18 protein-coding genes are annotated in these 19,312 nt (G+C 64.5%); 15 read left to right on the top strand and 3 right to left on the bottom strand.

Going from position 1 to position 19,312, the window contains the following annotated elements; translation table 11 throughout:
• Positions 1–104: 104 nt before the first annotated feature.
• Both CK218_RS08490 and CK218_RS08485 read right to left on the bottom strand, forming a co-directional pair.
• Complete coding sequence (locus tag CK218_RS08490) at positions 105–266, bottom strand: DUF1328 family protein (protein WP_066991727.1); 162 nt, start codon at positions 264–266, stop codon at positions 105–107.
• A gap of 59 nt (positions 267–325) precedes the next feature.
• A complete protein-coding gene (locus CK218_RS08485; protein WP_095782739.1) occupies positions 326–1,339 on the bottom strand; it encodes an MBL fold metallo-hydrolase in 1,014 nt (337 codons plus the stop codon).
• A 133-nt stretch (positions 1,340–1,472) separates the two neighbouring features.
• On the opposite strand from CK218_RS08485, the gene CK218_RS08480 reads away from it, so the two are divergent.
• The 13 genes from CK218_RS08480 to lpdA all read left to right on the top strand — a co-directional run bounded on the left by CK218_RS08480 (position 1,473) and on the right by lpdA (position 15,491).
• Complete coding sequence (locus CK218_RS08480) at positions 1,473–1,916, top strand: hypothetical protein (protein ID WP_245434947.1); 444 nt, start codon at positions 1,473–1,475, stop codon at positions 1,914–1,916.
• A gap of 192 nt (positions 1,917–2,108) precedes the next feature.
• Positions 2,109–2,648, top strand: coding sequence for a protease inhibitor Inh/omp19 family protein (locus CK218_RS08475; protein ID WP_095779966.1), 540 nt, complete (start codon positions 2,109–2,111; stop codon positions 2,646–2,648).
• Positions 2,649–2,726: 78 nt separating this feature from the next.
• The gene (zapE, locus tag CK218_RS08470; protein WP_095827416.1) at positions 2,727–3,923 is read left to right on the top strand and encodes a cell division protein ZapE; all 1,197 of its coding nucleotides are present in this window, start codon (positions 2,727–2,729) and stop codon (positions 3,921–3,923) included.
• Positions 3,924–4,327: 404 nt separating this feature from the next.
• On the top strand, positions 4,328–5,296 hold the full coding sequence (mdh, locus tag CK218_RS08465; RefSeq protein WP_040996351.1) for a malate dehydrogenase: 969 nt from the start codon (positions 4,328–4,330) through the stop codon (positions 5,294–5,296).
• A gap of 25 nt (positions 5,297–5,321) precedes the next feature.
• Entirely contained in the window at positions 5,322–6,515 is a 1,194-nt protein-coding gene (gene sucC / locus CK218_RS08460; protein WP_066991715.1) for an ADP-forming succinate--CoA ligase subunit beta, read from the top strand.
• Between the two features lie 5 nt (positions 6,516–6,520).
• Complete coding sequence (locus CK218_RS08455; RefSeq protein WP_066991712.1) at positions 6,521–6,892, top strand: cupin domain-containing protein; 372 nt, start codon at positions 6,521–6,523, stop codon at positions 6,890–6,892.
• Between the two features lie 4 nt (positions 6,893–6,896).
• Positions 6,897–7,394 carry a DUF1579 family protein gene (locus CK218_RS08450; RefSeq protein ID WP_066991709.1) on the top strand — a complete coding sequence of 166 codons (498 nt, stop codon included), beginning with the start codon at positions 6,897–6,899 and terminating at the stop codon, positions 7,392–7,394.
• A gap of 12 nt (positions 7,395–7,406) precedes the next feature.
• Positions 7,407–8,309, top strand: coding sequence for a succinate--CoA ligase subunit alpha (gene sucD / locus CK218_RS08445; RefSeq protein WP_095779971.1), 903 nt, complete (start codon positions 7,407–7,409; stop codon positions 8,307–8,309).
• Positions 8,310–8,435: 126 nt separating this feature from the next.
• Positions 8,436–11,423, top strand: a complete 2,988-nt coding sequence (locus CK218_RS08440) for a 2-oxoglutarate dehydrogenase E1 component (protein ID WP_066991705.1) — start codon at positions 8,436–8,438, stop codon at positions 11,421–11,423.
• Between the two features lie 51 nt (positions 11,424–11,474).
• A complete protein-coding gene (gene odhB / locus CK218_RS08435) occupies positions 11,475–12,761 on the top strand; it encodes a 2-oxoglutarate dehydrogenase complex dihydrolipoyllysine-residue succinyltransferase (protein WP_095827415.1) in 1,287 nt (428 codons plus the stop codon).
• A 124-nt stretch (positions 12,762–12,885) separates the two neighbouring features.
• Positions 12,886–13,308 (top strand): hypothetical protein, encoded by a 423-nt coding sequence (locus CK218_RS08430; RefSeq protein ID WP_245434960.1) that lies wholly within the window; start codon positions 12,886–12,888, stop codon positions 13,306–13,308.
• Positions 13,305–14,060, top strand: coding sequence for a glucose 1-dehydrogenase (locus tag CK218_RS08425; RefSeq protein WP_095827414.1), 756 nt, complete (start codon positions 13,305–13,307; stop codon positions 14,058–14,060). The genes CK218_RS08430 and CK218_RS08425 overlap by 4 nt, the downstream gene beginning before the upstream one ends.
• Before the next feature lie 24 nt (positions 14,061–14,084).
• Positions 14,085–15,491 (top strand): dihydrolipoyl dehydrogenase, encoded by a 1,407-nt coding sequence (gene lpdA, locus CK218_RS08420; protein WP_095827413.1) that lies wholly within the window; start codon positions 14,085–14,087, stop codon positions 15,489–15,491.
• Between the two features lie 545 nt (positions 15,492–16,036).
• On the opposite strand, the gene CK218_RS08410 is transcribed toward lpdA, so the two are convergent.
• A complete protein-coding gene (locus CK218_RS08410) occupies positions 16,037–17,101 on the bottom strand; it encodes a TraB/GumN family protein (RefSeq protein WP_095827565.1) in 1,065 nt (354 codons plus the stop codon).
• Positions 17,102–17,359: 258 nt separating this feature from the next.
• Between CK218_RS08410 and CK218_RS08405 the strand changes: the two genes are divergently transcribed.
• Positions 17,360–18,301 carry a CPBP family intramembrane glutamic endopeptidase gene (locus CK218_RS08405; protein ID WP_095827412.1) on the top strand — a complete coding sequence of 314 codons (942 nt, stop codon included), beginning with the start codon at positions 17,360–17,362 and terminating at the stop codon, positions 18,299–18,301.
• Between the two features lie 67 nt (positions 18,302–18,368).
• The gene (locus CK218_RS08400) at positions 18,369–19,310 is read left to right on the top strand and encodes a glycosyltransferase (protein WP_095827411.1); all 942 of its coding nucleotides are present in this window, start codon (positions 18,369–18,371) and stop codon (positions 19,308–19,310) included.
• Positions 19,311–19,312: the final 2 nt, after the last annotated feature.

Raw genomic sequence — 19,312 nt, 5'->3', positions numbered from 1 at the left:
TCCAATTCCGTTTGGCGCTATATGGCGGAAACGGGCGGGAATTACCAGTGCAACGCGACTCCCGGCCAGGACGCGGCTCTGGCCTGCCGCGGCGAATATGCGGGCTAAGTCACGGCGAAGACGCCGAGCACGATCAGCAGGAAGATGATCAGCACGATACCGATCAGGATGCGGGCACCTGTGGCGGCGGCGCCGGCCAGCGCGGGCATGCCAAGCAGGCTTGCCGCAGCGGCAACGATAAGAAGGATGATGATCCACTTGATCATGGAAGGCTCCGAGGCGGATTTGCGTTGTGCAACCAACGCGTTTGCCCGGGCTGGGTTCCTTAGCCAGGCGGCGGCACATCCCATGCTTCGCCCGGGCGCATGGCGCGAAAACGCTCCGGCGAAATGCCTTCGGCCGCCAATGCCTCGGCGAGCTTCTGCGCCGGCTCCTCGATCGGTTCGTCGGTGAGCTGAAAGGTGCCCCAGTGGCAGCCGGCAGCATGGACGGCGCCGCACAGCCTCATGCCCTGGACGGCTTCCGCCGGATTCTGGTGCTGCGGGGCCATGAACCAGCGCGGCTCATAGGCGCCGATCGGCAGGATGGCCAGCCGAAACCCGCCATGCCTTTCCGCCATTCGGCGGTAGTTGGTGCCGCCATGGAAGCCGGTGTCGCCGGCGAAATAGACCTTGCCGCCCGCCGTATCGACGACGAAGCCCGCCCACAGCGCCATGCGGCGGTCGCGCCCGCCGCGCGCCGACCAGTGATGCACCGGCTCGATGTGGATGATGCCGCCGCTGGCGACTTCGACGCTGTCGCCCCAATCATGTACCGACACTCGCATGCCGGGCACGGCAGTGCCGATGATCGCATCGTTGCCGAGCGGCGTGATCACCATCGGGTCGTGGCTTTGCTTCAGCCGCTTGAGGGTCGCGAGGTCGAGATGGTCGTAGTGGTTGTGACTGAGCAGCACCAGGTCGATCGGCGGCAAGTCGGAAAAGGCGATGCCCGGCGCGTTGACCCGCTTCGGTCCGGCGAAGCCGAAAGGCGAGGCACGCTCGGACCAAACCGGGTCGGTCAGGATGTTCAGGCCGGCTGTCTGGATGAGCAGCGAGGCGTGACCCACCATGGTGAGCCGAAGCGCGGCGCCGTCGATCCGTTGTTCGGGCTTCGCCTGGGGATATGGGCTCGGCCAGGCCGCCGGCCATTTCGAGCGCCCACCGCTCAATTGCCATTTCAGCAAATCGGTGAAGCGCGCCGGCGGCCTGCCGTCGGGATTGAAAAAGAGGCTGCCGTCGAAATGATCGCTGAGTGGGCCGCTATAGTAGCGGTTGGCTGCTCTTGTTCCTGCGGCCATCGTTTCTCCGCCCACTCCCTGTCGCTTGTCCTGAAATAAGGACGCCGCCGCCTGGCGCAAGCATTTTGCTGGGGGAATGCCAAGGGCCAACGGTCGGCTTCGACTAGGATCGACGATGTGGAGGGACAAGACCGTGGCCAAGAAACGGACCGGGACACCGTGGATGAAGGCCGATGATTTCGGCCGCTCGCTGCCGCATGGGCTGGGCGTCAACTTGCTTGTCACCGACATGGCGGCGATGGAGGCTTTCTGCCGCGATGTGCTAGGCGCGCGCATCATCTATGCCGACGAGGATTTCGCGGCCATCGAGCTGCTCGGCTCGATCTTGATGCTGCATGCCGACCATTCCTATCTCGACAATCCGATGACCGGCGTCTTTGCCGGAGCCGAAACGCGTGGCGCCGGCATCGAGCTGCGCCTCTATGGCGCCGATCCGGATGCGGTCGAAAAAAAGGCGGCAGCACACGGCCACATCGTGCTGGCCGGCTCGATCGACAAGCCGCATGGCCTGCGCGAATGCCATATCGTTGGTCCGGACGGGTATGTCTTCGTGCCCAGCGCGCGGCTGCAAGCCTGACATTTCAACAGGTTACGGTCCAACTTCGCAGTTGGCGCCCCGGTGAGGAAGGCCGTCGCGACAAATTTGCAACACCAGCTCCGAAAACCCTATTTTAACCATATCGGGTTGAAATTCTGCCACCTTCGCCATCTTGGTGAAGCGAGTGTTTACGCGGACGGCGCCCCCCCACCGGATCCGACGGAGGTTGGAATGACTTTTTCGAAGACTGGCCTTTTGGCCGTATCGCTGGCCGCGCTCGTTGCAAGCGGCTGCTCGACCTCGCGCTTCTCATCGATGGACGATCAGCAGCCGGCGCCGCTCACGCCGGCGCCCTCCGGCACGGTGACGCAGAACCAGCTGCCGCCACCGGCTGCTCCGGGCACCACCGACCCGTCGCAATTCCCCACCGCGCCGAAGAACAGTCAGATGGCTTCTCTGCCGCCGGACGGTTCGGCGCCCACGGGCGCCGCGGACCTGACCGCGGCCAGCGTCGCCGGCGTCTGGAATGTCAGTGTCTCCGGCCAGAGCTGCAAAGTGGCGACGCCGCAGACCAAGTTCGGCGCCGGCTACCGCGCCGGTCCGCTGCATTGCCCGGCTCCGATCGACGGCATCAAGTCGTGGAATGTCGCCGGCAAGCAGCTGACGCTCTACGACGAAAACGGCGGCACGCTGGCCAGGCTCTATTCCTCCGGTGGCGAAAAGTTCGACGGCCAGACTTCCAACGGCCAGCCGATCTCGCTTACAAGGTAGGCTGGACCTTTCCCTATTGTTTCACGCAGTTTCGGACGGCAAGCCGCTTTCCGAAATTGCCCGAGAACGACGTGACCTATGCACCTGCGTGACGGCCTTCAGACGCATGCGACCGTCAGGCAGCGCTACGACCATCTGGTGGAAACCGGCGTGGTCGAACGCGATCCGGCGCAAGAGCGCGTCGTCGCCGCGCTCGACCGGCTGACCGACGAGATCTCCGCAAAAAGGCTGGCGCAGAAATCGAGCGCGCTGGGCTGGCTGTTCGCGCGCAGCAACAAGCCGCGCGAGGCCGTCAAGGGCCTTTACATCCATGGCGGCGTCGGGCGCGGCAAGACGATGCTGATGGACATGTTCTTCGATCTCCTGCCGGTCAGGCGAAAGCGCCGCGTCCATTTCAACGATTTCATGGCCGACGTGCAGGACCGCATCCAAAAACACCGGGCGGCGCGCAAGAACGGCGATGTCAAGGAAGACGATCCGATCCCGCCGGTGGCGCGGGCGCTGGCCGAGGAGGCCTGGGTGCTGTGCTTCGACGAGTTTTCGGTCACCGACATTGCCGATGCCATGATCCTGTCGCGCCTGTTCTCGGCGCTGTTTTCCAAAGGCGTCGTGCTGGTCGCCACCTCCAACGTCGGGCCTCATGACCTTTATCGAGACGGCCTCAACCGGCAGCTTTTCCTGCCCTTCATCGGCCTGCTCGAACGCAATGCGCATGTGCTGACGCTGGATGCCGAAAAGGACTACCGGCAGGAAAAGCTCAACCGCCTGCCAATCTATGTCACGCCGGCCGACGCCGCGGCCGACCGCGCGCTGGACGACGCTTGGAAGACGATGACACATGGCAGGCCGACCGAGGCGATGACACTGACGCTGAAAGGGCGTCAACTCGGGGTGCCGCGCGCTGCCGGCGATGCCGCCCGTTTCTCCTTCGCCGATCTCTGCGAAAAGCCGCTCGGCGCGCGCGACTATCTGGCCATCGCCGACCGCTTCGCGACCGTCTTCATCGACCATGTGCCGGTGCTCGGCGAAGGCAAGCGCAACGAAGCCAAGCGTTTTATTCTGCTCATCGACACGCTTTACGATCACCACATGCGGCTGGTTGTGAGCGCCGCGGCGCCCCCCGAGGGGCTCTACACCGCCAGGCGCGGCACGGAAGTCTTCGAATTCGAGCGCACCGCCTCGCGGCTGATCGAAATGCAGAGCCGCGACTGGCTGAAAGGCTGGGCGGAGAGGCGGCAAGTCGGGTCGGAGCCCGCGGAGGCGCGGCAGGCGTGAACGTAGCCGCGTCCAGTCCTAGGCGGAGCGACCCGCGGAGCCAAGACCTGGGATGAGCAAGCGATAAGCACTTCCTCGCTTGAATGGGCACCTCCCGAACCGCTCAGCCGCCCCACTTGGCTCTGTCCGCCCCTCCTAAAATCACAACGGCGTCATCGCCGGGATGAAAGCCTTCTGATTTCATCGTTTATTGTATAAATTCTGTTCAGTTAGCTCGAAAATTTTGACGTTTACGTAATTCCCAATGCATCTAACCGATTGAAAACACTGGGCGCAAAATAACCGTTTGAATTTTCTCCATGCCGGAGCTATTGGGTTCGGCGAAATCCCGCGGTTTCCCGCATTCCTTCCGGCCCCCGGCCCCCGTCACGGCACCGTCACAGACAAAGGGAAAACATCCTGACATGGCACGCAACAAGATAGCGCTCATCGGCTCGGGCATGATCGGCGGCACGCTCGCCCATATGATCGGCCTGAAGGATCTCGGCGACGTGGTGCTGTTCGACATCGCCGAGGGCATTCCGCAGGGCAAGGGTCTCGACATCGCCCAGTCCTCGCCGGTCGACGGATTCGACTCCAGACTGACAGGCGTCAACGACTATGCCGGCATCGAGGGCGCGGATGTCTGCATCGTCACCGCCGGCGTCCCGCGCAAGCCTGGCATGAGCCGCGACGATCTTCTCGGCATCAATCTCAAGGTCATGGAACAGGTCGGCGCGGGTCTCAAGAAATACGCGCCGAAGGCGTTCGTCATCTGCATCACCAACCCGCTCGATGCCATGGTCTGGGCGCTGCAGAAGTTTTCGGGCCTGCCGACCAGCCATGTCGTCGGCATGGCCGGCGTGCTGGACAGCGCCCGCTTCCGCTACTTCCTGGCGGAAGAGTTCAAGGTCTCGGTCGAGGACGTCACCGCCTTCGTGCTCGGCGGCCATGGCGACTCGATGGTGCCGATGATCCGCTATTCGACCGTGTCGGGGATCCCGCTGCCCGACCTCGTCAAGATGGGCTGGACCTCCAAGGAGAAGCTCGACCAGATCGTGCAGCGCACCCGCGACGGCGGCGCCGAGATCGTCGGCCTCTTGAAGACCGGCTCAGCCTATTACGCGCCGGCGGCCTCGGCCATCGCGATGGCGGAATCGTACCTGAAAGACAAGAAGCGCGTGCTGCCCTGCGCGGCGCACCTGTCCGGTCAGTACGGCGTCAAGGGGACCTATGTCGGCGTCCCGGTGGTGATCGGCGCCGGCGGTGTCGAGCGCGTCATCGAGATTGACCTCTCCAAGGCCGAGCAGAAGATGTTCGACAATTCGGTGGCGGCCGTGCAGGGCCTCACCGAGGCCTGCACCAAGATCGCCCCGCATCTCGCCGGCAAGTAATCGTCCCTCTCCGGAGACCAAGCGCATGAACATCCATGAATATCAGGCCAAGGCGCTGCTGAAGTCGTTCGGCGCGCCCGTCGCAAGCGGCGTCCCGGTGTTCAAGGCAAGCGAGGCGGAAGCCGCCGCCAAGACGCTGCCCGGCCCGCTCTATGTGGTGAAGAGCCAGATCCATGCCGGCGGTCGCGGCAAGGGCAAGTTCAAGGAACTGCCTGCCGACGCCAAGGGCGGCGTTCGACTGGCGAAGTCGGCGGCGGAAGTGGTCGCCAACGCCAACGAAATGCTCGGTCATACGCTGGTCACCAAGCAGACCGGACCCGCCGGCAAGCAGGTCAATCGCCTCTATATCGAGGACGGCGCCGATATCGACCGTGAGCTCTATCTGTCGGTCCTGGTGGACCGTTCCGTCGGGCGCATCGCCTTCGTCGTCTCGACCGAGGGCGGCATGGATATCGAGGCGGTCGCGCATGATACGCCGGAGAAGATCCTCACCGTCGCCATCGATCCGGAAAAGGGCGTGACGGCCGATGATGTGAAGAAGCTCAACGCCGCGCTGAAGCTCGACGGCGATGCGGCGCAAGACGGCGGCACGCTGTTCCCGCTGCTCTACAGGGCCTTCGTCGAGAAGGACATGAGCCTGCTCGAGGTCAATCCGCTGATCGTCATGAAGAACGGCCGGCTGCGCGTGCTGGACGCCAAGGTGTCGTTCGACAACAACGCTCTCTTCCGCCATCCCGACGTGATGGAGCTGCGCGACACCACCGAAGAGGACGAGAAGGAGATCGAGGCGTCGAAATACGACCTCGCCTATGTCGCGCTCGACGGCAATATCGGCTGCATGGTCAACGGCGCCGGCCTCGCCATGGCGACGATGGACATCATCAAGCTCTACGGCGCCGAGCCGGCCAACTTCCTCGATGTCGGCGGCGGTGCCTCGAAGGAGAAGGTGACGGCGGCCTTCAAGATCATCACCAAGGATCCGGCGGTCGAAGGCATCCTGATCAACATCTTCGGCGGCATCATGAAGTGCGATGTCATCGCCGAGGGCGTGATCGCCGCGGTCAAGGAAGTCGGGCTGAAGGTGCCGCTGGTCGTGCGGCTGGAAGGCACTAATGCCGAGCTCGGCAAGAAGATCATCAACGAAAGCGGCTTGAACGTCGTCTCGGCAGACGATCTCGACGACGCGGCCAAGAAGATCGTCAAGGCGGTGAAGGGCTAAAGCGGATGCCTCCGCGCAAGATAAACTTGGTCGAGGCGGCGGATGCGAAGATCGCCAAGGTCTTCGATCCGCACATCGCCGGCGACGTCAACGACAGCCAAGCCAAGGTCGCCAAGTTCGGCGAGGTTTTCGACTGGCACGCGCATGATGACGAGGACGAGGCCTTCCTCGTGCTGCGCGGCAAGATCGCCATCGATTTCCGCGATGGACCGGTCGAGCTCGGCGAGGGCGATTTCATTGTCGTGCCGCGCGGCGTCGAGCATCGGCCGCGGTCGCTGACGGTCGAGCCGGTGGTGCTTATGTTCGAGCCGGCAACGACTCTGAACACCGGCAATGCCCAAAGCGACCTCACCGTCGCCGATCTGAAGCGGCTCTGAACCAATGAACGCGACGCCTTTCTCATCGCTTTCGGCCGGTCACCAGCGCCTGCAGGCGCTGGTCGGCGCGTGGCGTGGCGAGGAAGATGTCGCGGCGACGCAATGGACCGATGCCGGCGCCGCGACTTCGGAAGTGCTTGCGGACGCGCAGTTCGGCGGCCAGTTCGTGGTCCAGCGCTACCGCCAGCGCCGCGACGGCACGATCTCGTTCGGCGCGCACAATGTGTTCGGCTTCGACCAGCCGAACGACGTCGTCACCATGCATCAGTTCGACTCGATGGGCTTTGTGCCGGCCTCACCGGCTACGGGCACATGGAACGGCAACGAGCTTGTGCTGGAACGGTCGTCGCCGCGCGGCTCGGCTCGCGTGACTTACAGCTTTGACGGCACTGATACTTACCGCATGCGATTGCACTACAAGCCCGCCGGCAGCGACGCCTGGCAAGACATGGTGAGCGGCCTCTACCGGCGCGTTTCGCCTTCCTCGATCAACGGTTTTTAGAAAAGGGCCGCGATGTCCATTCTCGTCGACAAGAATACCAAGGTGCTGGTGCAGGGCCTGACCGGCAAGACCGGCACCTTCCATACCGAGCAGGCGCTGGCCTATCACGGCACCAAGATGGTTGGCGGCGTCCATCCGAAGAAGGGCGGCGAGACCTGGACCGGCGCGAAGGGCGAGACCCTGCCGATCTTCGCCACCGTCGCCGAGGGCAAGGACAAGACCGGCGCCAACGCCTCCGTCATCTATGTGCCGCCGGCAGGCGCGGGCGATGCGATCATCGAGGCGATCGAGGCCGAGATCCCGCTGATCGTTTGCATCACCGAAGGCATCCCGGTTATGGACATGGTCAAGGTCAAGGCGCGGCTCGACCGTTCCTCCTCGCGGCTCATCGGCCCGAACTGTCCGGGCGTGTTGACCCCCAACGAATGCAAGATCGGCATCATGCCCGGCAACATCTTCCGCAAGGGCTCGGTCGGCGTTGTTTCCCGCTCGGGAACGCTTACCTATGAAGCGGTCTTCCAGACCAGCAATGTCGGCCTCGGCCAGACCACTGCTGTCGGCATCGGCGGCGACCCGGTCAAGGGCACCGAGTTCATCGACGTGCTCGAGATGTTCCTCGCCGACGACGAGACCAAGTCGATCATCATGATCGGCGAGATCGGCGGCTCGGCCGAGGAGGACGCCGCGCAGTTCTTGAAGGACGAGGCAAAGCGCGGCCGCAAGAAACCGATGGCGGGCTTCATCGCCGGGCGCACGGCGCCCGCTGGCCGCACCATGGGCCATGCGGGCGCGGTGATCTCCGGCGGCAAGGGCGGCGCGGAAGACAAGATCGCGGCGATGGAATCGGCCGGTATCAAGGTTTCGCCGTCACCGGCGCGGCTCGGCACGACGCTGGTCGAGGCGATCAAGGGTTAAGGGAGTAGGGGAGTAAGGGAATAGGGCAGCAGGGAAGATCAGTGGCAAAAAGGCCCTACTCCCCTACTGCCTTACTCCCCTACTCCCTTCCATAAAAGGAGACGGAGCCAGGCTCCGCAGACGAAAATGGCAAGACAAGATCAGGCCAACGACCAATTCTCGCTCACCTCGTTCCTTTATGGCGGCAATGCCGACTATATCGACGCGCTCTATGTCGCCTATGAGGACAACCCCGGCTCCGTCGATCCGGAATGGCAGGACTTCTTCGCCGCGCTGAAGGACGATGCGGGCGACGTGCGCAAGAACGCCAAGGGCGCTTCCTGGGCGAAGCCTTCCTGGCCGATGCAGGCCAATGGCGAGCTGGTTTCGGCGCTCGACGGCAATTGGGGCCTGGTCGAAAAGCACATCGAAAAGAAGGTGAAGGAAAAGGCGGTCGTCAACGGCGCGGCCCTTTCCGATGCGGACGTTCACCAGGCGACGCGCGATTCCGTGCGTGCCATCATGATGATCCGCGCCTTTCGCATGCGCGGCCACCTGCACGCCAATCTCGACCCGCTGGGCATCGCCAAGCCGCTTGAGGACTATAACGAGCTGTCGCCGGAGAATTACGGCTTCACCGAAGCCGACTACGACCGGCCGATCTTCCTCGACAATGTGCTGGGGCTCGAGTTCGGCACCATCCGGCAGATGCTGGATATCCTCACCCGCACCTATTGCTCGACGCTCGGCGTCGAGTTCATGCACATCTCCGACCCTGAGGAAAAGGCTTGGATCCAGGCGCGCATCGAGGGCGCCGACAAGGAGATCACCTTCACCGCCACCGGCAAGAAGGCGATCCTGTCGAAGCTGGTCGAGGCCGAAGGCTTCGAGCAATTTATCGACGTCAAGTACAAGGGCACCAAGCGCTTCGGCCTCGACGGCGGCGAGTCGCTGATCCCGGCGCTGGAGCAGATCATCAAGCGCGGCGGCCAGCTCGGCCTGAAGGAGGCCGTGCTCGGCATGGCCCATCGCGGCCGCCTCAACGTGCTTTCGCAGGTCATGGCCAAGCCGCACCGCGCCATCTTCCACGAATTCAAAGGCGGCTCGGCCGCTCCCGACGACGTCGAGGGCTCGGGCGACGTGAAGTACCATCTCGGCGCCTCCTCGGACCGCGAGTTCGACGGCAACAAGGTGCACCTGTCGCTGACGGCCAACCCCTCGCACCTGGAAATCGTCGACCCGGTCGTGATGGGCAAGGCGCGCGCCAAGCAGGACCAGCTCGCTGGCCGCGAGCGCGGCGAGATCGTGCCGCTGTCCGAGCGCGCCAAGGTAATGCCGCTGCTGCTGCATGGCGACGCGGCGTTTGCCGGCCAGGGCGTGATCGCGGAGATGTTCGGGCTCTCCGGCCTGCGCGGCCACCGCGTCGCCGGCACGCTGCACTTCATCATCAACAACCAGATCGGCTTCACCACCAATCCGCGCTTCTCGCGTTCCTCGCCCTATCCGTCGGATGTGGCGAAGATGATCGAAGCGCCGATCTTCCACGTCAACGGCGACGATCCGGAAGCGGTGGTGCATGCCGCGAAGGTGGCGACGGAATTCCGCATGAAGTTCCACAAGCCGGTGGTGGTGGACATGTTCTGCTACCGCCGCTTCGGCCACAATGAAGGCGACGAGCCGTCCTTCACGCAACCGATCATGTACCGCAACATCCGCAGCCATAAGACGGTTGTGCAGGTCTATGCCGACCGGCTGATCGCCGAGGGTCACATCACCCAGGCCGAGGTCGACAAGATGCGGGCCGACTGGCGCGCGCATCTGGAACAGGAGTGGGAAGTCGGCCAGTCCTACAAGCCGAACAAGGCCGACTGGCTGGACGGCGCCTGGTCCGGCCTGCGTACCGCCGACAACCAGGACGAACAGCGGCGCGGCAAGACCGCGGTGCCGGTCCGCACGCTGAAGGAAATCGGCAAGAAGCTGACCGAGGTGCCGAAGGATTTCGAGGCGCACAAGACGATCCTGCGCTTCCTCGAGAACCGCCGCCAGGCGATCGAATCCGGCGACGGCATCGACTGGTCGACCGCCGAGGCGCTGGCCTTCGGCGCCATCCTGCTCGACGGCAATCCGATCCGGCTCTCCGGCCAGGATTCGGAGCGCGGCACCTTCTCGCAGCGCCATTCCGTGCTCTACGACCAGCGCGACGAGACGCGCTACATTCCACTCAACAATCTGTCGGCGGCGCAGGCCGGCTACGAAGTCATCAACTCGATGCTCTCGGAAGAGGCGGTGCTCGGCTTCGAATATGGCTACAGCCTCGCCGAGCCCAAGGCGTTGACGCTTTGGGAAGCGCAGTTCGGCGATTTCGCCAACGGCGCCCAGGTGGTGTTCGACCAATTCATCTCGTCCGGCGAGCGCAAGTGGCTGAGAATGTCGGGTCTCGTCTGCCTCCTGCCGCATGGCTATGAAGGTCAGGGGCCGGAGCATTCCTCGGCCCGCCTCGAGCGTTTCCTGCAGCTCTGCGCCGAGGACAACATGCAAGTGGCGAACGTCACGACGCCGGCTAACTATTTCCACATCCTGCGCCGGCAGTTGAAGCGTGACTTCCGCAAGCCGCTGATCCTGATGACGCCGAAGTCGCTGCTGCGCCACAAACGGGCGGTGTCGACGCTGTCGGAGATGGCGGGCGAAAGCTCGTTCCACCGCCTGTTGTGGGACGATGCGCAGCTCTTGGCCGACCAGCCGATCAAGCTGGTGAAGGATTCCAAGATCCGCCGCGTCGTGCTCTGCTCCGGCAAGGTCTATTACGACCTCTATGAGGAGCGCGAGAAGCGCGGCATCACCGACATCTACCTGCTGCGCGTCGAGCAGCTCTACCCGTTCCCGGCCAAGGCGCTGATCACCGAGCTGTCGCGTTTCCGCAACGCCGAGATGGTGTGGTGCCAGGAGGAGCCCAAGAACATGGGCGCCTGGTCGTTCATCGATCCTTATCTCGAATGGGTGCTGGCGCATATCGACGCCAAGCATCAGCGGGTGCGCTATACCGGCCGGCCGGCCTCGGCCTCGCCGGCCACCGGGCTGATGTCGAAGCATCTCAGCCAGCTTTCCGCCCTGCTCGACGACGCGCTGGGCGAATAAGCAGACCCGGACCAAACAGACCTCAAGAAGACAAGAGAACGGACAGGCATAATGGCTACCGAAATCCGCGTCCCCACTCTCGGCGAATCCGTCACCGAGGCGACCGTCGGCAAGTGGTTCAAGAAGGTCGGCGACGCGATCGCCGCCGATGAGCCGCTGGTCGAGCTCGAAACCGACAAGGTGACGGTGGAGGTGCCCGCCGCGGGCGCCGGGACGCTCTCCGAGATCACCGTCAAGGAAGGCGAGACGGTCAATGTCGGGGCGCTGCTCGGCTCGATTTCGGCCGGCGGCGCAGCCTCCGCTCCCGCCACCAAGCCGCAGGCGGTGGCGCAGGCGTCCAGTCCGGACGCCGCATCCACGACCAAGCAGGCTGCCGCCGAAACCGCCAAGATGGCCGGCGACGCCGGCCCGGTCGAGCCGCGCACCATGCCGCCGGCGCCGGCCGCGGCCAAACTGATCGCCGAGCACAATCTCTCGGTCGAGCAACTGACGGGCTCCGGCAAGCGCGGCCAGGTGCTGAAGGGCGACGTCCTTGATGCCATCGCCAAGGGCGCGCCCTCGCAGCCGGCCGAGACGCCGAAAGCGGCTCCTGCTCCCGCACCGGTCGCGGCCCGCGCGCCGTCGACGGCCGACGATGCTTCGCGCGAGGAGCGCGTGCGCATGACCAAGCTGCGCCAGACGATCGCGCGCCGGCTCAAGGAGGCACAGTCGACGGCCGCCATGCTCACCACCTTCAACGAGGTCGACATGAGCGCGGTGATGGCGCTGAGGGCCAAGTACAAGGACGTGTTCGAGAAGAAGCATGGCGTGAAGCTCGGCTTCATGGGCTTCTTCACCAAGGCCGTCACGCATGCGCTGAAGGAGATCCCGGCGGTCAACGCCGAGATCGACGGCGCCGACATCATCTACAAGAACTTTGCCCATGTCGGCGTCGCCGTCGGCACCGACAAGGGCCTGGTGGTTCCGGTGGTGCGTGACGCCGACCAGATGTCGATCGCCGAGATCGAGAAGGAGATTGGCCGGCTGGGCCTCGCCGCGCGCGACGGCAAGCTCTCGGTCGCCGACATGCAGGGCGGCACCTTTACGATCTCCAACGGCGGCGTCTATGGATCGCTGATGTCGACGCCGATCCTGAATGCGCCGCAGTCCGGCATCCTCGGCATGCACAAGATCCAGGAACGGCCGGTGGTGGTCGGCGGCCAGATCGTCATCCGGCCGATGATGTATCTGGCGCTGAGCTACGACCACCGCATCGTCGACGGCAAGGAAGCGGTGACCTTCCTCGTCCGCGTCAAGGAAAGCCTGGAGGATCCCGAGCGGCTGGTGCTCGATCTCTGAGGTGGAGCATGAAGGCTCGCGGGCGGGGCGGCGAGTGAAGGCCCGTTGGCTCAGCACCGCGAGACCGGTCGGGCTTGCCGCCGGTGCGGCTCTCGTATCAGCCGATGCCCAGGCCGCCTGCCCGATCCAGCTCGCCGTCTATGGCGAGGCGAAAAGCGGCGCCGAGATCGATTTCAGCCCGACGGGTACCTCGGCGACGATCACCAACACATTCCGCATGATACTCGACAACAATACCGTGCTCGATGGCATCGCCATGTGGACCGAGGGCTCCGCCGGGCGGCCGCATGGCTCGCTGATGTACAAATGCCCGACCGGCGACGTCACCGGCGAGGAGCTCGCCGCCTGCACGGTCTGGGAAGGCGTGATCTATAGCGCCGATGAGAAGGGCGTCGTGGGTCTGCTGCCGTCCGAGGGCGCGGATGCACCGAACAGCCTGATCTTTCCCGATCTCGGACCGTCGCTCGAAATGTCAGCCGCTTACGGTCCGGCGGGCTTCTCAAAAGTACCGTGGGACGTCTTTGCCCTGAAAGGCTGCCAGGAATGAATGCCGACAAGAAGACGCTGCTGGTCACCGGCGGCAGCCGTGGCATCGGCGCCGCGATCTGCCGGCAGGCCAGTCGGGCCGGTTACCGGGTAGCGATCAACTATGTCTCCAACCAGGACGCTGCCGGGGCGCTTGCCGCCGAGCTCGAATCCGTGGGCGGCGAGGCCTTCGCGGTCAGGGGCGATGTCGGCAACGAGGCCGATGTGGTGGCGATGTTCGAGGCGGTGGACAAGGCTTTCGGCCGGCTCGACGCCTTCGTCAACAATGCCGGCATCGTCGACGTCAAGGCGCGCGTCGACGAGATGAGCGCCGAGCGGGTCGAGCGCATGATGCGCATCAACGTCGTCGGCTCCTTCCTCTGCGCCCGCGAGGCCGTCAAGCGCATGTCGACACGACAGGGCGGCAAGGGCGGCGCCATCGTCAATCTGTCCTCGGCAGCGGCACGACTGGGCTCGCCCGGCGAATATGTCGACTACGCCGCTTCCAAGGGCGCGATCGACACGCTGACCGTTGGTCTGGCGCGCGAGGTGGCGCTGGAAGGCATCCGCGTCAATGCCGTCAGCCCAGGCATCACCGAAACCGACATTCATGCCTCCGGCGGCCAGCCCGAGCGCGTGGCGCGGATGCAGGATCTGCTGCCGATGAAGCGCGCGGGCACGGCCGACGAGGTCGCGAGCGCGGTTGTCTACCTTTTGTCGGATGCGGCCTCCTATATAACGGGCGCGATCCTGAATGTGAGCGGCGGCCGCTGAAGGCCAGACCAGAAGGACACCATCATGGCTTATGACGTCGTAATCATCGGATCGGGACCGGGCGGCTATGTCTGCGCCATCAAGGCGGCACAGCTCGGCCTGAACACAGCGGTGGTCGAGAAGAGCGCCACCTTCGGCGGCACCTGCCTCAATATCGGCTGCATCCCGTCGAAAGCCCTGCTCCACGCCTCCGAGATGTTCGCCGAAGCCGGCCATGCCTTCGATACGCTCGGCATCGAGGTCGGCGCGCCAAAACTCAATCTGAAGAAGATGCTGGCGCATAAGGATGCGACCGTGGCCTCCAACGTCAACGGCGTCGCTTTTCTCTTCAAGAAGAACAAGATCGACTCTTTCCGCGGCACCGGCAAGGTGATCGGCGCCGGCAAGGTGTCGGTCACCGGCGAGGACGGCAAGGTCGAGGAGATCGAGACCAAGAACATCGTCATCGCCACCGGTTCCGACGTCGCCGGCATTCCGGGTGTCAAGGTCGACTTCGACGAGAAGGTGATCGTGTCCTCGACCGGCGCGCTGTCGCTGGCCAAGGTGCCGGGCAGTCTTGTGGTGGTCGGCGGCGGCGTCATCGGGCTCGAGCTCGGCTCGGTCTGGGCCAGGCTCGGCTCCAAGGTCACGGTTGTCGAGTTCCTCGACACCATCCTCGGCGGCATGGATGGCGAGGTCTCGAAGCAATTCCAGCGGCTGCTGTCCAAGCAGGGCTTCGAGTTCAAGCTCGGCGCCAAGGTCACCGGCGTCGCCAAATCCAAGAAGGGCGCCAGCGTGACGTTCGAGCCGGTCAAGGGCGGCGCGGCGGAAACGATCGAGGCCGATGTCGTGCTGGTCGCGACCGGACGGCGCCCCTACGCCGACAGCCTTGGATTGAAAGACGCCGGCGTCGAGATGGACGAGCGCGGCCGGGTCAAGACCGACGGGCATCTGAGGACCAACGTGCCCGGCATGTATGCCATCGGCGACGTCATTGCCGGGCCGATGCTGGCGCACAAGGCCGAGGACGAGGGCGTGGCGGTAGCCGAGACGATCGCCGGCCAGGCCGGTCATGTGAACTACGACGTTATCCCGAGCGTCGTCTACACCAGCCCCGAAATCGCCTCGGTCGGCAAGACCGAAGAGGAGCTTAAAAAGGCCGGCATCGACTACAAGGTCGGCAAGTTCCCTTTCAGCGCCAATGGCCGCGCGCGGGCCATGCTGCACACCGACGGCTTCGTGAAGATCCTCGCCGACAAGACGAGCGACCGCGTGCTCGGCGTTCACATCGTCGGCTTCGGCGCCGGCGAGATGATCCACGAGGCGGCGGTGCTGATCGAGTTCGGCGGCTCCTCGGAAGACCTCGCCCGCACCTGCCACGCCCACCCGACCATGTCGGAGGCGGTCAAGGAAGCGGCGCTGGCCACGTTCTTCAAGCCGATCCATATTTAGGTGCTCGTCACGGCCGACGCCGAACGCCCGAGGATGGCGAAGATGTAGTTAAACAAAAACGGCCCGCCTTTCGGCGGGCCGTTCGTCGTGGAGCTATAGCCTGATCACGGAGACGGCGCAGGTGCCGGAGCCGGGGCAGGCGTCGGAGTGGGCGCGGGTGCCGGGGCTGGCGTCGGAGCTGGAGCAGGCGTTGCGGGCGCAGGTTCAGGCGTTGCAGGCGCCGGGGCCGGCGTCGTCGCGGCCGGCGGCTCGGAAGTCGCCGGGGCGTGCTCGCCGCCGGTTCTGCCAAAAACATAATACGCAACAATGGCCAGGATAATGACAACTAGGGCGATCAGCCACCCGCTGCCGCCACCACCGCCCCTCGAGGGCGGCGTGCTCGACGGGGTGTAGGGGTCGTTAGGGTTCGCCATGAAACGTGTCCTCCTTGGAATGAAAGGCATCAAATAGCAGCCATCAACGCGCGGATCCCCTAATGGGTTTCACGCAGGCGGACGGAAAGCGCTGAAAAACCGGCATTTTCCGCTCCCCAGCCGCCAGACGACTCAGTTGACGGCGGTAACACTATACCCCGCTTTGCGGAAATCTTCGACCAGTCCGTCAGGGCCGGGCAGATGCAGCGCGCCGACCGCCATGAAGGCATTGCCCCTGGCCAGGATAGGCATGGCATGCGCGACCATGACCTTGTTGCGGCTGGTGATCATGGTCTGCTCGAAGGCGGCGTAGCCGGCCTGGTCATCCGCCGTGTCGGGCAGCACGGCGCGAAACAGCGGCCAGAACATGCCGACCTCGCCGCGTTGGTAGAGCACGATCATGGTTTCGTTGACGTCGTTCACCTTGTCGCCGAGCTTCAGCGTCTCGACCAACCCCTTCATGTGGTAGGCGAGCGGCAGCGAAGCCATGGCGCGCAGTTGGTCGACGGCGGTTTCCAACCCCTCGACGTCCTTGCCGGATGCTTTGGCGTCGGCGGCCAGCTTGACGTCCAGCACCGGCGCGCCGGCGCTCTGGCGCGCCACCTCGCAGGCCGGCAGCGCCACCATGGCCGACAGGATCCACGGCTTCATCTTGGCCACCGTCAGAGGCGGAATGCCGCGTGCGTCAAGCCCCTTGTTCAGCACCGCTGCATCCTCGGGCGACAGCAGCGAGGACAGCGTCGTCTTGTCCGTAAACATCATCAGGCCAGGCTCGGCGGCCATGGCGGCCATCATCTTGGCCTTGTCGAGGGCGTCGGTGGTTTCGATGATAATGGTGTCGGCGGCGTCATAGGCTTTTTGGGCCGCGGCAGGCAGCGTGGTGACGCGCGTGTCCGTCATGTGCATGGTGCCGAAGAGATAGGACGGCTCCTCGCCCGGTTTCTCGAGCTTCCACAACAGCCCCCGGCCGTTCGGAACGGCGGCGGCTTCGGTCTGGACCTTCTTGAAGGTGGCGGGATCGCTTTTTGCAAGACCTGCCAGCAGATCGCTGCCGCCGCAGGCGGGCGCTTCGGCATGCGCGCGGCCGGCCAGCAGCAGCACAAGCAGAAACGAAAGGAAAAACAGCACGTTGAGCGCTGCGAGCAGCTTCAACGAGACGAGGGCCGCGCGGTCGGCGATGGCGATAACGCGTTTCATGGCAAGCTTCTTAAGCGCAAAAAGCGGCAAAACGGTTAATCGAGAGCCGAAATTGTTGTCGACCGGCTCGGATTCCCGGCAGCAGCGTTAGACGGGTGGCCCTGCGCCGATGGAAGGCCGTGGCTGATCTGCCGCCAGTTTCGATGATCCCTCCGGTCGAGCGGCCCAGTTGGTCGCTGGATCTGACGGGAGCGATTGCGCCGAAAACGCCGATCCCCTAGATCATGCGACCGTAAAGCGCCCGGCAGGGGACCCCGTGTGATCATCGACAACGCCGCCTTCGAGCGCTACCGGCGCTCGCCGAACGAGAAAACCACCCTGCTCCGGCTCCTGCTCGGAACGGCGATCGTCGTTCTCTTCTGGCTCGCCGTGACGCTGGTCGTGCTCGTCGCCGGCACCGCCGCCTTCATCGTCTTGCGCCTCCCGGGACCGGCGACCGGACAGCCGATCCAGGATTTCCTTGCCTCTCCCGCCGGCATCCTCACCGCGCTGGCGTCCTTTCTCGGCATCTGGATCGGTCTTTGGGCCGCGATGCGCTTCGTTCATGGCGAGCCGCTCTCGGCGCTGATCGGCCCAGACCGCCGCATCTCGCGCGGCGGGTTTCTCAAAGGCCTGATCGCGGTTCTGATCACCTCCTTATTCTCCGAGGTGCTGCTCTATTGGCTGCAGCCGGAGATCGTCCGCGGATCGATCGCGTTCTCGTCCTGGCTGCTCTTGCTTCTCGCGATCGTGCCGCTCGCCTTTCTGCAGACCTCATCGGAGGAGGCTCTGTTCCGCGGCTATCTGCTGCGTGGCCTCGCCAGCCGCTTTGGCAGCCCGCTGATCTGGGCCGCGCTGCCGGGGCTTCTGTTCACCGCCTTGCATTGGAGCCCGGCCTCGACGCTTGCCATCAATGCCTGCGTGCTGGTCTCGATCGCCGCCTTCGCGCTGCTGCTGACGCTGCTGGTCTATGTGACCGGCAATCTCGGCGCTGCATTCGGCGCCCATCTCGGCAACAACCTGACCGGCTTCCTGCTGATCTCGCACCAGCAGAGCTACAATTCCTTCGCCCTGTTCAACGCCAAGCCGCTGGAAGGCCCCGGCTGGACCAATTGGGACGCCGTTCTCATCGCCGCGATCGGCATCGTAAGCACGCTGCTGACGATGCTCCTGCTTCTGCATCGCCGCTCCCCCCTGACGGTCGGGCCGGACGAGCCATGATCCAAAAAAGCGGAAACCGGTTTCTTGATCGGATCGTGGTCAGGCGGAAAACCGACGGGCTCGCCTGATGCGCATCACGCTGGTGGCGGAACGCACCATTCCCTGCAAAGGCTATGGCGGCACTGAGCGGCAGGTCGACTGGCTGGCAACGGAGCTTTCGCGTCTCGGCCACAAGGTGGTCCTGATCGCCGGTCGCGGCTCGAGCCATCCGCTGTGCGAAGTGCGGCAGGCCGCTTCGGCCGCCGAATGCCGCGCTGCGATCCCGGCCGACACCGATATCGTGCATTTCAATGGCTGGTACATCGAGATTTCGCGACCGGCGCTCTATACGATGCACGGCTTCGACCCGGAATTCACGCAAAACAGGCCAAACTGGAACTTCGTCAGCGCCAGCCATGCGCGCAACCACGGGCGGGAAACCTTCGTCCACAACGGCTTTCCGGTCGACGCCTATCGGCTGTCCGTCGGCAAGACGGACAGGCTTCTGTTTCTGGCCGGCATCGCCCGCGCCGGCAAGAACCTCAACCGGGCTGTCGATCTCGCCCGTGCCTTCGATTTCCAGCTCGATATCGCCGGCGGCTCGCGCTGGCAGCTCCTGCAGCGCACCAAGGTTCGCCGCCAGGGTGTCTTCTTCAAGAGCCTCGGCCGCCGCTTCCGCTACCGCGGCATCGTCGACGGCGACGAGAAGCTGCGCCTGCTGGGAGAGGCCAGAGCTTTTCTCAACCCGATCGCCTGGGAAGAGCCGTTCGGCATGGCGCCGGTCGAAGCGATGCTCTGCGGCACGCCGGTGTTGACGACACGGCGCGGCGCGCTGCCCGAAATCGTCGACGACGCCACCGGACGCCTCTTCGACACCGATGCCGAGTTCGCCAAGGCCTTGGCCGACATCGCCGGCTTGTCGCCTGAGCAGTGCCGCGCATCCGCCGCCGCGCGATTTCCCATCGCGAGGACGGCAAACGGCTATCTCGATCTCTATACGCGCATCCTGGATGGCGAAAAGCTGCCCTGAAC

Origin of the sequence: Mesorhizobium sp. WSM3879 (genome assembly GCF_002294915.1) — a bacterium.
GTDB lineage: Bacteria > Pseudomonadota > Alphaproteobacteria > Rhizobiales > Rhizobiaceae > Mesorhizobium.
This window is presented reverse-complemented; position numbering and strand designations above follow the sequence as displayed.